Raw genomic sequence first — 15,382 nt, 5'->3', positions numbered from 1 at the left:
TTATATTATTGTTATTTTATTGTAAACCTTTATATCAAGTTATATTATATCTCAAAAGAGACTGTTGCAAAATAGATTTTACATTTAATTTTTCAACTACTTCTTTTACAAATTTTATTTTAAATATTAAAAAAGACATCAATTAGATAAATATTATATCCTGTTGATGTCTTTTTTAGCTATTATAAGATTTTAAAGTTAACTGTTAAAATTATTTTAGTCTTACGCTAATATTTTCTATTACCTTTTAAATTTTAATATTACTTTAAACAAATCTCCATCTACTTCTATATTTAATGTTCCACCTTGTAATTCAACAAAACTTTTAGCTATTGCTAATCCAAGTCCTGACCCTTCTGTATTTCTTGATTTATCTCCTCTTGCAAATCTTTCTACGATTTCTTCAGCTGCAAAATCAATTTCATTGGCAGACATATTTTTTAAAGTCACATACACCTCTTCATTTTCATCTATTATATCTATATAAACTCTTGAATTTGGCATTGAGTATTTAACTATATTTATTAATAGATTTTCAAATACTCTAAAAGTTTTTTGACTATCTAAAGGTACTATAACTTTATTCTCTGGAAAATTCCATTTAAAATTTAATGAAGACTCTTCTATTTTATCGCTTAACTCAAATTGAGTTTGTTTCATAAGAGAAACTATATCTACATTAACTATATTTAATTGAATATTCTTACTTGTTGCTTTACTTACTTCAAATAAATCCTCAATTAAATTTTTAAGTCTTTGAGATTTTCTATCTAATGTATCTAAATATAGCCTTCTATCTTCTTCACTTACATTTTCACCTTTTAGTAAGTCTATATAAGTAATTATTGATGTTAATGGAGTCTTTAAATCGTGAGATACATTTGATATAAGCTCAGTTTTCATTCTTTGGCTTTTTACCTCTTCATCAACTGCATTTTTGAATCCCTTTTGTATCTTTTGTAGTTCATCTTTTAGTGGTTCAAAAACTCCAAGTTCTTCTTCTATAGTAACATCTAAATTTCCCTCTGCAATTTTATTTGTAGCCTTAAGCAATATTTGATATTTATTTTTTATATTATTAAAATGTTTCCTTAAAATAAAGAATAGCACTATTGTATATATTATAGATGCACCTATTCCGAAAAACCATATGCTACACATAAAAATTAAAATTATAAGATTAACTCCTAATATTTTAATTATTACTTTATTAGACTTATCTTTTAAATTTATATCTGTAATACTATCATATATTTTTATCCATAAATTTTTTAAACACTTAAAAATTTTATATATTATTGTGTTTTCTTTTATATAATTCTTTATTCCTTTATTAAATATAGATTTAAGTAAAACTATAGTTGAAAACGCTGTAATTAATAAAATAAACCAGTACGCTACATTTCCTATCATTAATAATGGAGTTGTTAATATAACTGGAATCCCAACTTTAGCTAAAGCTTCTTTAATCCATTCATTATTTGCAGTCCAGTAAGATATATTCGGAGATAACGAAACTAAAGATGTAATTACAGTAATTATAATTGTATTTATCTCAAAAGGCATTTTAATAAAATTTCTAATTCCAATAATGTCTTTTGACTTTTTATATGGAATAATTAAAGATATAAGCACTATCACTGCATAAGCTATCAAAACATAAATTATAATGATATCTCCATAAGCATAACTATTAAACCTATTCATATAATTACTTATTCTATCTACATACTTCAATTCCTTAGGAACTGCATAGGTTATAGTTATATTTTTAGGGTTTGATAATGTAAGATTACCATATCCATCTATTAAATTTCTCCACTGAAAATCCATAAATATATCAATTGTACTTTCATCAGCTCCCTTTATTTTATTTACCTTAATACCACCATATTCATCGAAGTCAATTACCATATAATATCCATAATAACTTTCCAAATCATTTAATAGATCTTTATTTGTTTCATTAGATATTAAAGCACCTAAATTTTTATCTGTATTCGTAGATGAGACTTTGCTTTGCTTATCTATAATATAATAATCTAAATTTTTCAAATCTCTTTTTAATATTCTATTCCAATTACTTAATTCAGAATTAAGTCTTTGTTTTATATAATTATAATCATATTTATCATTTTTGAATTCCTTAAAGAATATTTCTTCTGAAGAAATGTCTCTGTTTTGTTCCTTTTCTAAAAGATCTTTATATAATACAAAGCTTCCCTTAAATAAATCCATTTGAAAATAATAATCTTCATAATATGGAGGTTTTTCTTTTTCATTTGCAAGTTTAGCTATTCTTGGATAAGATGCTACTAAACCCACTGATGTTAAAATAACTAATATAAATACTACTGTGCTTAATAGGTAATTTTTTTTACTGCTTTTCAATTTTGTATCCAACTCCCCACACCACCTTTAAATATTTCGGATTCTTAGGATTAATTTCAATTTTTTCTCTTATATTTCTTACATGAACCATTATTGTATCAGTATTGATTGCTTGCTCGTTCCATACTCTTTCATATATTTCTTCTGATGAAAATACTCTCCCTGGATTTTGCATAAGTAGCTGAAGTATCTTAAACTCAATTGGTGTTATTTTAACTAGATTTCCGTCAACACTTAATTCAACTTTATCAACATTTAATTCAAGACCTCCTATTATAAAACTGTTTGTTTTCTCTTTTTCTACACCAAGAGCATTTAAATATTTAGAGTATCTTCTTAACTGAGAATTTACTCTAGCTAATAATTCTAGTGGAGTAAATGGCTTCGCAACATAATCATCAGCTCCTATATTAAGTCCTACTATTTTATCAACCTCCTCAGATTTTGCTGAAAGCATAATAATAGGAAAATCATATTTTTCTCTAAGCTTTACAGTCATAGTTATACCATCCATTTTAGGCATCATTATGTCCACTATTGCTAAATGAATTTCTTCCTTATTTATAATTTCTAGTCCTTCTATTCCATTGTATCCTTTAAAAACTGTATACCCTTGGTTCTTTAAGTATATTTCAATAGCATCTGCTATCTCCTTTTCATCCTCTACAACTAAAACATTATATGAATTCATAACTTAACTCCTTTTTTAAAATACTATCAATATTATACAATAAAATTTCTACTTAATCCCTATTACCTAAAGTATATCTTCTAATCCTAAAGAGATACTTTAGGTAATTCTAAAGATTTTCTAAATATAAAATAAAAAACTTTATGTTGATTATTTATTAATTTAATGTTATTATTATTAAGCAGTTGGTACGTAAGTGCTAATTATTTGTGGAGCTTGGTTGTCTTTCGCCGGATACCAAGCTCCACTTTATTTTATTTTAAATTATGAAAGGACTTAATTTATGAATTTTAAAAATTTAAAAATAGATGATAACTTAATAAAGAAATTAAATAATTATAATATAAAAACACCTACTGAAATTCAAGTTCAAACTATTCCTTTAATTATGAATACTAATGATATTATTGCTAAGTCAAAAACAGGTTCTGGAAAGACTCTAGCTTTTTTATTACCTATTCTTCAAAGAGTAAATAATAATTCTAAAAATACAGAAGTATTAATTTTATCTCCAACAAGAGAATTAGCTATACAAATCACTGAAGAAGCTAATAAATTTAATATAAGCAATTTAGGAATACTAGCAGCTTATGGTGGTAAAGATGTAGGCTCTCAGTTAAAAAAGCTTGATAAAGGAATCAATATAATTATTGCAACTCCTGGAAGACTACTTGATCATTTAGAAAGAAAAAGCATAAATTTAAGTAAGTTAAATACTGTAGTTATAGATGAAGCAGATCAAATGCTTTTAATGGGATTTAGAAATGAGATAGAAAAGATAATGTCTTATGCTCCTAAAAAATTACAAACTCTTTGTTTCTCTGCAACTATAGATTCTAAAGTAAAGAAATTAGCTTATAGATATATGAATAATCCTCAAATCATCGATATTACAGAAGAAGAGGAATCTATAATTCCTAACATCAAACAACAAGTAGTTAAAACTACTGATAGATGGAAAGTTGATGCTTTAGTTAAAATCTTAGAAGAAGATAATCCTTTTATGTCTATTATCTTTTGCAGAACTAAAAGAAGAGCTGACGAGCTAGAAGCAAAGCTTTCCTCTAAAGGTATAAAGACTGAAAAAATACATAGTGATGTTCCTCAAAATAAAAGAGAAAAAATAATGAAGTCTTTTAGAAACTGTGATATTCAATATTTAATAGCTACAGATGTTGCTTCAAGAGGTATAGATGTTACTGGAGTTACTCACATATATAATTATGATGCACCTGAAAGTGTTGAAAGTTATATTCATAGAATAGGAAGAACAGCTCGTGCTGGAGATAGTGGCTACACTTGCCTTATTACTGATCCTAAAAATTATAATATTTTAGAGGAAATAGAAGAATATTTACAATATAAAATTCCTGAACGTGAAGTTAACTTTAGATAAAAAAAGCTGCAACTACAGCTTTTTTTATTTTGAATAAAAGACAAAAAGGATATAGACTCTTAATTTCTATATCCTTTTCTTATATTTTTATATCTCTGCTTCTTCAAATTTATGTTCCATAAAGTGAATTAACTTATGAAATGGTTTCTTTAATATTGAAAGAATTATAAACACTAATGAATATACTACAAGTGCTAATACACTAGTTATTACAGTTTTCCAAACTGGTCCTGCTATTGCTTCTCTAAATCCATTTATAGCATATGTAAATGGCCATAACGGATATAAAACTCCAAATATCTCAGGGTTAGTTTGTATTGGGTATATTCCTCCAGCCCCTGCTATCTGAAAAACCATTATAATAACTGCAATAGCTTTTCCTACATTCCCCAAAATAGATACTAGAGTGAAAATTATTATTGTAAAAGTAATAGATGTTAAAAATGAAAAACCAAATAATAATGGTACATTATATACCTTTATTTTTAATATTAACCAGTCACCTAAAGTTACTATAAATGCTTGAATTAAACTTATACTAATAAAAAGAAGCATCTTACCAAAATGTCTTTGCATCATACTAGGTTGTGGCCCATATTCAAAATCCTCACAATGCGTTGTTAACAAAGCTCCTGCTAAAAGTGCACCAACCCATATGGCTAATACTGTATAGAAAGGAGTTAATCCAATTCCAAATACACCTTTACCATATACTTCAATTTCCCTTACTTCTATTGGTGAAGATATAAAATTAGCTATTTCTTCTGGATTTTTTCCCATTATGCTTATAATTTCATCTAAACTTTCTTCATTTAAATTATTTAATTTCTCATTTAATTCTTTTATATTTTTTTGTAATGTAGCTATTTTTTTGCTTAACCTTTCTGCATCATCTATTGCTTCATTACTTGATGCTATACCATAATTAGCTAAAGCATTTAGTTGTGGTACTATTACTTTTGATGTTTCTAAAATTGAATTTAAATTATCTAAACTTAAGTTCGTTGTATTAGCAACATTGTTAATAGTATTTGTACTATTTCTATAATATTCATTTGATATTGATATTATATTGTTAACAGCATCCTCATTTAATTTTATAACATTATCTATATTATTAGAAAAGCCTTCTTCGATCTTACCGTTATTTACTTTATCCTTTAATTCATTTAATATATTTTCTTGATTTTTTAATGTTTTTTCTAAATTCTTAAGATTTGATATTAATAAATTTAACTTTTCATCATTTAATGTTGAATTAATTTCTTCTAATTCTTTAATAGAAGCATTTGCTAAAGCTTCCATAGTTCCTGTATAGCTTTGTAATTGATCAATATTCTTTATAATATCCTCTTTAGGCATATTTATATTTTTCATACTTTTTAACATTGTATCTATCTTTTGTGATAGCGCCTGTAAGTTAATAATATTACTATTGATGTCTCCATTAAGTGTAATCAAATTATTTTTACTTTCATTTACTAGCCTTTTACTTGCTTCTGCTGCATCTTGTAAATCATTTATTTGCTCTGTAATAAGTGGTAAATCATTTTTTATACTATATATATAATTATTTAAATCCTCTGCATTTTTTGATGAATCATTAATATAATTTTGAATACTTGCTAAATCAGTTTCTGCAGTACTTATTACATCTTTAATACCAAGAACTTTAGGCTTATTATTTTCTAAATGTAATCCAACTTTGTTTAATTCATCAAAAGCCTTTTTATTAACAGTTTCTATAAAGTTTGATTTTATTTCTTTTGTTAATTTATCTTTAGCTACATTAGTAATTTTTGTAGCAATGGCATTAGCCTTTTCATTTGATTTATATATTATATTTGGTTTTTTAGGACTTTTTGTAGTTAAACTTACTAATCCACTTGAGAAATTTTGTGGAATTTCTATTATCGCATAATAAGTGCCTTGATTTAATGCATTATTTGCTTGCCATTCGTCTAGAAATTCCCACTTTATTGAAGTATTTTCTTTTAAATTTTCAACAACCTCATCCCCAACATTTATTTCTATAGAATTTACTACTGCTCCTTCATCTTTATTTACTACAGCCACAGGCAAATTACCAGTATTAGCATATGGATCCCAGCAAGCCCAAATATTTATCCAAGCATATAGTGAAGGTATAATACATAATCCTATTACTACAATCATTGCTGCATAATTTTTTTTAATTTTAATTAAATCTCTTTTAAATATCTTAAATAACATTTTCATTATTTTCCCTCCATTATTCACCTATACCTGACTCATGGAATTTTTTTTCAAACTTGCTAACTACACTATTTAATCTTGGCTTGAAAACAAAACCCAATAATATATATAGTGCACTAAATATTAATAGTACTACTATATCTAATGTAACACTAGTTGCTAATGGTCCTGCTATTGACTCTCTAAAGCCTCCTACAGCATAAGTAAACGGGAAAAATGGTTGTAATATTCTAAATATAAGAGGATCTACTTGTACTGGATAACTTCCTCCGCAACCTGCTAATTGGATAATCATAAATATTATATTAATTGCTTTTCCTACATTTCCAAGTAATGATACATTAGTAAATATTATTATTGAAAATGTTATAGCTGATAAAACTGAAAATATTACCATTAAAAATGGATTGACGGAGTAAACTTTAAGTAAAAATATATTACCTAATGCTATTATTAAACCTTGTATTATAGCCAATATTACAAATGTAAACATTTTACCAAAATACTTATGTCTTATTGTAATTTTTTCATCCCATTTAATCTTAGGCGCTTCTGTTTTTAATACTGATGTTAATATTAATCCACCAACCCAAAGAGCTAAAACAGAATAAATTGGTGCCATTGCTGAGCCATAGTTTGGAACAGAATATACTTTTACTTCTTTTATATTAAATGGATTTGATATAAAAGAAGCAATTAAATCTGGATTACTTTGAAGTATTGCAAGTATGCTATTTATATTTTCATCATTTAACTTTGATAATTGCTCTCCTACATACTTTATATCATCTTTATACATATTTAATTGTTCTAATATATCGTCTGAAACTTTGTTTGTAAGTTGACTTCCTTGAGCTGCTGAGTTTATCAAAGTAGCTATTCCATTTACTGATTCCTTTGATTTTGTTAATAATTGAGAACCTTTTTGTGTTGCATCAGTTAAACTTGTAGCTATTTCATCTAATACTGGCATTGCATTATTTTTAAAATTGCTTGTTAATTTATCTATATCATTTGAAATTTGCTTTAAATTTTCTTTTAATTGATTTATAACTTCTTTTTTATCTTCGCTTAAAGTAGAATAACCTTTTGTAATTGAATTCAATATATCGGTTTGTTCATTTAATTTATCTTGAACTGTCTTTAAATCAACTATTGAGTCTCCAATTCCTTTATTCGGTTTTTCTTTATTAATAGCTTCAAGATATCTTATATTAGCATCTATACTATTATTTACTACATTCATATTACTGTTTAAAGTATTTAATTTACTACTTATATCTGTAGTACTTTCATTAACATTCATAGTATCTAATATACTTATGATGTTACCTATACCAACCTTCATCTGATTTAAATTTTGATTTAATACATTGAAAGATGTATTAAAGCTATCATTTGTTGATTTTATTAAATTTGCAGTGTTTTGAGTTATTGTTTCTCTACTTGTTATCCCACTTGTTAAAGTAGGAATAGAAGCTTGGACTTCTTTTAAATAGTCATTTAAATTTCCCGAATTTGAATTAACATTTTCTAAAACTGCTATTATAGAATCCATCTCTTTAGAAATTGTTATAATAGCATTTTTAAGCTTCACTATATCATTACTATTTTTATCTATATCCTCTTGATATCCATTAATCTTTTCGAAAGCTTTTTTATTAACAGTTTCTATAAAATTCGAAGTAATTTCATCTATTAAAGTCCCCTCTGCTACACCAGCAATTTTACCTGCTACTGGATTTGCTTTAGTATCAAGCTTATAGGTTATCTCTGGTTTCTTGCTTTTATCAGTTGCTATACTCGTTAAATCCTCTGAAAAAGTTTCTGGTATTTCTATAGTTGCAAAATATGTTCCATCAATAACTCCCATATCAGCCTCTTCATTATTAACGAATTTCCAACCTATATTTTTATTTTCTTTAAGCTCCTCTACTACTTCAGCTCCTACATTTATATTTTGTCCTGCAATAGTTGCTCCTTTATCATTATTTACTACTGCTATTGGAATAGTACTTGTATTTCCATAAGGATCCCAACAAGCTTTTATATTAACCCATGCGTATAAAGATGGTATAATACATACTCCAATGACAATAATCATTGCTACTGGATTTTTTATAATACTTTTTAAATCTCTTCCAAAAACTGTCATTATTTTTTTCATATCATTTATTTCCTCTACTACTTTGATTACTATAATTTTAAAATTAACTAAATACAATTTTAATTTTCTTTAATATAAAACTCATAAAATAAATTAATACATTATTAATTCTATAAATTTTATACACTCAATTAATATAAACTTAATCATCCCTTCTTTAACTACATATGCTTACATTTTCATATTATACTCCTTAGTCAGATTTTTTACTATATGCAAAAAATCATAGAAAACATTTACCTATATTAAAAATATAAATTATTTTTATTAGATTTATCTAAATATTAAACTTCAATTTCAAATAATGAAAAAAACATATTAGCCGATGATATAGATATATATTGGATTGATTCTACTACTGCCATAGTAACTAACTCTTTATGGAGAAGAACAATCTCATGAGAAAATACGAGCAGTATTTTATAAAGATATTACTTATGAGGTATTATAAGTAATTTAAATAAAAAAAGCTGCTTATGCAGCTTTTTTTGTTTGTAGTTGTAATTTATAATCATCTTCTACTTTAGTTTCCAGATTTCCTTATTGTATTGTTCAATAGTTCTATCTGAAGAGAAGAATCCGGCTTTACTAATGTTAATTAAAACTTTTCTGTTCCAAGTTTCTCTATCTTCATAATCTTTAAATACTACTTCTTTAGTCTTGATATAATCTTCAAGATCTAATAATGTCATAAACCAATCTTTATTAATTAATTCTTTATGAAGTCTTGTTAAGTTTTCCTTATCTCCAACTGCTACCATTTCATCATTTACTATAAAGTCAACTAATTCTTTTATTGCAGGTTTCTCATAATATTTCTTTGAAACATAATCTGCTTTCTTATAGTGTTCAATAACAGTTTCACTTGACTCTCCGAAGATATAAATGTTGTCATCTCCAACTAATTCATGTATTTCAACATTAGCTCCATCTTCAGTTCCTAAAGTTAATGCTCCATTTAGCATAAACTTCATATTCCCTGTTCCTGAAGCTTCTTTAGATGCTAGTGAAATTTGTTCTGAAACATCACAAGCTGGAATTAGTTTAGATGCCTTTGTTACATTATAGTTTTCTATCATAACAACCTTTAAGTATTTGTTAACTTCAGGATCATTATTTATAATTTCTTGTAAGCATAAGATAGTATGAATTATATCTTGAGCTATTATATAAGCTGGTGCAGCTTTTGCTCCAAATATCATTGTTATTGGAGTTGTTGGGATATTTCCCTTTTTAATATCTAAATACTTATGAATAATATAAAGTACATTCATTTGTTGTCTCTTATATTCATGAAGTCTCTTTATCTGAATATCAAATATAGAATTTTCATCTATTTCAACATTTTGAGTTTCTTTTAAATAATCCTTAAGAGCAATTTTATTATTCTTTTTAATTTCTCCAATCTTATTTAAAACAGCTTTATCATCTATATATTTTAATAAATTTTCTAATTTAGTAGCATCCTTTTTAAAGTCTTCTCCAATTAATTCACTTATAAACTTAGTAAGTTCATTATTGCAGTGGATTAACCATCTTCTAAATGTTATTCCATTTGTCTTATTATTAAACTTTTCTGGATAAATATCATAAAATGGCTTTAATTCTTCTTCCTTTAATATATCAGTGTGAAGAGCAGCAACTCCATTTACGCTAAATCCATAGTGAATATCCATATGTGCCATATGAACTCTATTACCCTTATCTATTATAGCTACTTTCTCATCATCATATTTTGCTTTTACTTTATTATCTAATTCTCTTATAATAGGCATTAATTGTGGTACAACTTTATCTAAATATTCTATTGGCCACTTTTCTAATGCTTCTGCTAATATTGTATGATTTGTATATGCACAAGTTTTAGATACTATTTCAATAGCTTCTTCCATTTCTATTCCCTTTTCACCTAAAAGACGAATTAATTCAGGAATAACCATTGATGGATGAGTATCATTTATTTGAATAACTACATGATCATATAACTTGTGTAAATCATATCCATTTTCTTCTGCTTCTAATAAAATTAATTGAGCTGCATTACTTACCATAAAGTATTGTTGATATATTCTTAATAAATGTCCAGCTTTATCGCTATCATCTGGATATAAGAATAAAGTTAAGTTTTTCTTTATTTCTTCCTTATCAAAGTTTATACCCTCTTCTACTAATGTTTCATCTATTGTATCTATATCAAATAAACGAAGCTTATTGCAAGCCTTATCATAACCTGTAACATCTATATCATAAAGACTTGATGTAACTTTAAATCCTCCAAATAAAACTTCGAATTTTATATCTGATTTATTTAACCAACTTTTACTAGTTATCCATGGATTTTTAACTGTTTTTTGTTTATTACTTTCAAATACTTGTTGAAATAATCCAAAGTGATAATTTAAGCCTACTCCATCCCCATTTAATCCTAAAGTTGCAATTGAATCTAAGAAACATGCAGCTAGTCTTCCAAGCCCACCATTACCTAATGATGGTTCTAATTCTATTTCTTCTATCTCAGCTAATTCTTTACCATTTGCTGATAATACTTCTTTAACTTCTTCATAAAGACCTAAATTAATTAAGTTATTTGATAATAACTTTCCTATTAAAAACTCTGCTGAAATATAATAAAGCTTTTTATTTCCCTTATTAGTTCCTTTTTTCTTTATTGATCCTTTTGTTAATTCTAATAAAGCTAAATAGATTTCTTCGTTGCTTGCTTCCTTTATTGTCTTATCAAATCTCTTTTCTAGAATTTTTGTTAAGTTTTCTTGTAACATATTCTATCCCACCTCTAAATAAAATTAATTTATAATTATTTCAATTTTGAATATTCTAATTTTTATGGTCTTAAACCCTTTACACGTATTATAATACCAATTATAAATTTATCAATTTGTATATTCATTCTTTTATTTGTATATTATTTATATAAATTAAAAAAAATTTATATTTATTTGTCTTATAGATCTTTTTTAATTATATATAAATCAATCTCTATTACACTTATATACAAAATAAAAAGAAAGCCTTTAAAGCGACTTTCTTTTTATAATTATTCCCTTATCCATGATATAACATATTCGTATTTACTTTGAATATTGACATTCATAAATTTAAATTCTCCATTGATTTCCTTTTCCTTTGTATATAAATCAAAATGACAAAGAGCTATACCTATATCTATTCTATTCATATCAACTTTTCCATTTGTATATACATGTATATCTTTATTTACCTTTATTATTCTCCAAGGTTGCTTATTAACAGCTGATGGTGCTAATCTTACCATTTCTAATGCTTCTCCATATTCCTTTGCATTTTCTATCGAAAGTGGAATATTAAAGCTTTCATTAAAGAATAGCTCTAAATATTTTTTTCTATTGTTTTTATTGTTTCCAATAAGAGATGCTAGTAAAGATTTTTTTCCACCTTCATAGCCAACTGGAGATACTATTGGTAATATCTCATTATCTTTAAGATTAATAGCTTTTGCAAAATCTCCTCTACTAAAGGTTCCCCCTAGCCAAACAGTTCCAAGACCTAATGAAGTACAATATAAAATTACTTTTTCAAGAGTATATCCTAAAGCTTCTAGTGCAAAATCTTTCTCTTCACAAGCTGCTACCAAATAATAATTTGCTCCTTTTATAACACCATAAGTGCCAAGCTTAATCTCATTTTTAAAACTATCCTTTTTAATCAAACTAATTCTTATATTTATTTTAAAAGGATTATCTAATTTGCTTATATAATCTTCTAAATCTTTAATAATTTTATCAGATAAAGGCTTATCGCTGTAGTTTCTAACTGAATATCTAGATTTTATTATTTCTGTTATTGGCTTATTAAATATTAGACTCATATTAACCCTTCCCCTAGACTATATTTGTCACTTTAAAAATTCTAATTATTTACAATATAATTATATCCTTTAATACACATCTTCTTAGAAGATAGATCCTTCTAGCAAATTCAAATTATTTATTACTATTTTTTTATTTCCAATAAGCTTTATAATACCTTCACTTTCTAATAAAGTTAGCTTCCTACTTAATGTCTCTCTAGCTATCCCACAATAATTAGCCATTCCTTCTCTATTTAACGGTAAATCTATTTCAATTTTTCCATTTATGTCTTTTCCATATTTATCTGAAAACTCTAAAAGCATACAACATATTCTTGCTTCTGGATTATTATTAGATAAATTTCTTGTTAAATTCTCTACCTCTATTAATCTTTTATTTAATTCTGAAAGAAGCTTTAAACAAATAGAAGGATTAGAGTATAGTATTTCTTTTAAATCTTCCCTAGAAATAGTACATAGCTCAGTATCCTTAACAGCTATTGCAGATACATTACTTTCAAGGGTGTCTCCTAATATATTATTTTCTCCAAGAAAATCCCCAACAGTTAATATATTTATAATTTGCTCTTTACCCTCTACAGTATTCTTAGTTATTTTTATCATTCCTTCACTTATAATAAAAAGCTTTGAAACTTTGTCTCCTTCTAAAAATAAACTTTTTCCTTTTTTCAAAGCCATATGTTTTCTTATATCTATTATTCTGTCTAGCTCAGATTCAGAAAGTGATTCAAATATAGGTACTTCTCGCGCATATAATCTACTAGCACATTTTTCACAACAAAAGTCACAACTCAAAATAAATACCTCCTAATCAAAATCATAATATTATCTTAATTATACTATAAAACTCAAATTTATAATTAAAATTATATGATTAATAGGAAACACCTATTCACATACGTTCTTAGGTGTAAGTTCTGCTAGCTAAATCAAAGATTTAGATTATCACTTAGGAGGTATCTATTATTTATAATACTTAATAAGATATATATATTTAACTAATGTAAATTAATAAAATATCTTTTACTATATACAATCTTCAGGCGTAAATGTGCAATATCCTATATTATCACATTCTTTTTTCATATTAGTCCATTTAGTATCACTTTCTATACTTTCTAATGCTGTAGGATATAATATATAATTTTCCTTAAAGATATGATCTTTTAACTCAAAGCAAATAGCATTTGAAAGTCTTTTTAGTTCTCTTTTATATTCATTAAAATCTAAAAGAGAAACAGATTCACTTAATTTCTTTAACTCTTTCTTCTTTCTTCTTAGATCTTCATGTTCAAGCCTCATTATTCTTGTGGGCCCTGTGATTCCCCTGGTTTCAAGCTCAGGGAACAAAACATCCTCTTCTCTTTTGTGGTGTGGCTCAGCATCTAGTATATTATTAATTAATTCAGTTACTCTTCCAAATTCTTCTCTACTTTCATCGAAATTATCCATATCTAATATTGTCTTTGTTACTTCATCTAATTCTTTTAAGAAGTTTAAAATTAATTCATGCTCTTCTATTAGTGTATATAAAACATGTCCTTTTGATATATTACTTTGTAGCTTCTCAAGTTCACCTTTCAAAATCATCATATGAATTTCACATAAATGTCTTAGTTCGCTTGGATTCATTCCTTCCTCTACTAAGCTTTGTTCTGCCATGGAAAGTTCTAAAGGGCTTATTGATTTAACTAGCTTTAATCCCTTTTCCTTTAACTCTTCTGTTAATCCTTCTTCATTTAATCCTCTTAAAAGTGTAGTTAATTCTTTTATCTTTTCTTCATTAACAGCTCTATTTACTCCATTATCTAAAATAAATCTCTTATTTTCCAAATTAATCACCTCTATATTTTTAATAAAATTTCTATTGATATCTCTTAAATAAAATGTTGTTTTCTTTATGGATATGAATAAATAAATCTTTTTCAAGCTCATGCATTTTTAGATATAATAATTTAAAGCTTGTACATGCCAATTCTGGAGCGTTGTAGTCATCTGTAATATCTGCTAACTCTTTAAGTATATCTCCTGCTGCTTCATGTTCTCCTATAAAGCTTTCTATTTCTTTTCTTAATCTCTCTTTTTTCACTTTATCATTAATCTTTTCAAATTCAATTATCTTTGGAAATAGTATTTTTTCTTCTTTTATTAAATGTTCTTCTAATTCACATTTTAGTGCTCCAAAAAGCTTATGAACTCTTGTTAAAATTTCTGGCAAATGATCATAATGAACTTTAAACACCTTTAACAATAATGGATTGATTTCTTTTAATAATTCAAATGTTTTAATATGATGAGTATTTACTATATGATTAATTAATTCTTCTGAAGATCTTTCATTCCAATTTATATATGAAGAATTATCAAATATAAATTCATCAAGTTCATTATTCACATCTTCAATAAATTTTTCCACATCAATTTCTTTTTCATTTAGTGCAACTTCTAAATTTTTATTTCCACCACAGCAATAATCTAATTGCATATCATTAAACTTTTCTACAATTGCAGGATAAATAATAACACATTCACCTAAACTTAAATTTACATTTATATTATTTTTCATTTTAATTCCTCCAAACATTTAGTTTTCTTATCTATGAGTAAATTATAAGAAAATATTAAAAATAAAAA

General features: G+C 25.8%; 10 protein-coding genes. 1 reads left to right on the top strand and 9 read right to left on the bottom strand.

Going from position 1 to position 15,382, the window contains the following annotated elements; all coding sequences use genetic code 11:
* Positions 1-240 precede the first annotated feature (240 nt).
* Both ACYUEX_RS02800 and ACYUEX_RS02795 read right to left on the bottom strand, forming a co-directional pair.
* Entirely contained in the window at positions 241-2,403 is a 2,163-nt protein-coding gene (locus ACYUEX_RS02800) for a sensor histidine kinase (RefSeq protein ID WP_460286478.1), read from the bottom strand.
* A complete protein-coding gene (locus tag ACYUEX_RS02795) occupies positions 2,378-3,082 on the bottom strand; it encodes a response regulator transcription factor (RefSeq protein WP_411170166.1) in 705 nt (234 codons plus the stop codon). The genes ACYUEX_RS02800 and ACYUEX_RS02795 overlap by 26 nt, the downstream gene beginning before the upstream one ends.
* Before the next feature lie 283 nt (positions 3,083-3,365).
* On the opposite strand from ACYUEX_RS02795, the gene ACYUEX_RS02790 reads away from it, so the two are divergent.
* Positions 3,366-4,478 carry a DEAD/DEAH box helicase gene (locus tag ACYUEX_RS02790; protein ID WP_460286477.1) on the top strand — a complete coding sequence of 371 codons (1,113 nt, stop codon included), beginning with the start codon at positions 3,366-3,368 and terminating at the stop codon, positions 4,476-4,478.
* Between the two features lie 87 nt (positions 4,479-4,565).
* Here ACYUEX_RS02790 and ACYUEX_RS02785 read toward each other — a convergent pair whose 3' ends face one another.
* The 7 genes from ACYUEX_RS02785 to ric form a co-directional block, all read right to left on the bottom strand.
* Positions 4,566-6,716, bottom strand: a complete 2,151-nt coding sequence (locus tag ACYUEX_RS02785; protein WP_460286476.1) for a YhgE/Pip family protein — start codon at positions 6,714-6,716, stop codon at positions 4,566-4,568.
* Between the two features lie 13 nt (positions 6,717-6,729).
* Positions 6,730-8,880, bottom strand: coding sequence for a YhgE/Pip domain-containing protein (locus ACYUEX_RS02780; protein ID WP_460286475.1), 2,151 nt, complete (start codon positions 8,878-8,880; stop codon positions 6,730-6,732).
* Between the two features lie 518 nt (positions 8,881-9,398).
* Positions 9,399-11,660, bottom strand: a complete 2,262-nt coding sequence (locus tag ACYUEX_RS02775) for a glycogen/starch/alpha-glucan phosphorylase (protein ID WP_460286474.1) — start codon at positions 11,658-11,660, stop codon at positions 9,399-9,401.
* A 275-nt stretch (positions 11,661-11,935) separates the two neighbouring features.
* Positions 11,936-12,745, bottom strand: coding sequence for a nitroreductase family protein (locus tag ACYUEX_RS02770; protein WP_460286473.1), 810 nt, complete (start codon positions 12,743-12,745; stop codon positions 11,936-11,938).
* A gap of 84 nt (positions 12,746-12,829) precedes the next feature.
* Positions 12,830-13,543 (bottom strand): Crp/Fnr family transcriptional regulator, encoded by a 714-nt coding sequence (locus tag ACYUEX_RS02765; protein WP_460286472.1) that lies wholly within the window; start codon positions 13,541-13,543, stop codon positions 12,830-12,832.
* A gap of 231 nt (positions 13,544-13,774) precedes the next feature.
* Positions 13,775-14,581, bottom strand: coding sequence for a DUF438 domain-containing protein (locus ACYUEX_RS02760; protein ID WP_460286471.1), 807 nt, complete (start codon positions 14,579-14,581; stop codon positions 13,775-13,777).
* A gap of 31 nt (positions 14,582-14,612) precedes the next feature.
* Entirely contained in the window at positions 14,613-15,314 is a 702-nt protein-coding gene (ric, locus tag ACYUEX_RS02755) for an iron-sulfur cluster repair di-iron protein (RefSeq protein ID WP_460286470.1), read from the bottom strand.
* Between the last annotated feature and the right edge of the window lie 68 nt (positions 15,315-15,382).

This window comes from Clostridium sp. CTA-7, from assembly GCF_054768095.1.
This window is presented reverse-complemented; position numbering and strand designations above follow the sequence as displayed.

Coding starts and splice junctions, on each gene's coding strand:
- ACYUEX_RS02795 (WP_411170166.1), bottom strand. CDS start 3,082: ATGAATTCATATAATGTTTTAGTTGTAGAGGATGAAAAGGAGATAGCA.
- ACYUEX_RS02790 (WP_460286477.1), top strand. CDS start 3,366: ATGAATTTTAAAAATTTAAAAATAGATGATAACTTAATAAAGAAATTA.
- ACYUEX_RS02785 (WP_460286476.1), bottom strand. CDS start 6,716: ATGAAAATGTTATTTAAGATATTTAAAAGAGATTTAATTAAAATTAAA.
- ACYUEX_RS02780 (WP_460286475.1), bottom strand. CDS start 8,880: ATGAAAAAAATAATGACAGTTTTTGGAAGAGATTTAAAAAGTATTATA.
- ACYUEX_RS02775 (WP_460286474.1), bottom strand. CDS start 11,660: ATGTTACAAGAAAACTTAACAAAAATTCTAGAAAAGAGATTTGATAAG.
- ACYUEX_RS02770 (WP_460286473.1), bottom strand. CDS start 12,745: ATGAGTCTAATATTTAATAAGCCAATAACAGAAATAATAAAATCTAGA.
- ric (WP_460286470.1), bottom strand. CDS start 15,314: ATGAAAAATAATATAAATGTAAATTTAAGTTTAGGTGAATGTGTTATT.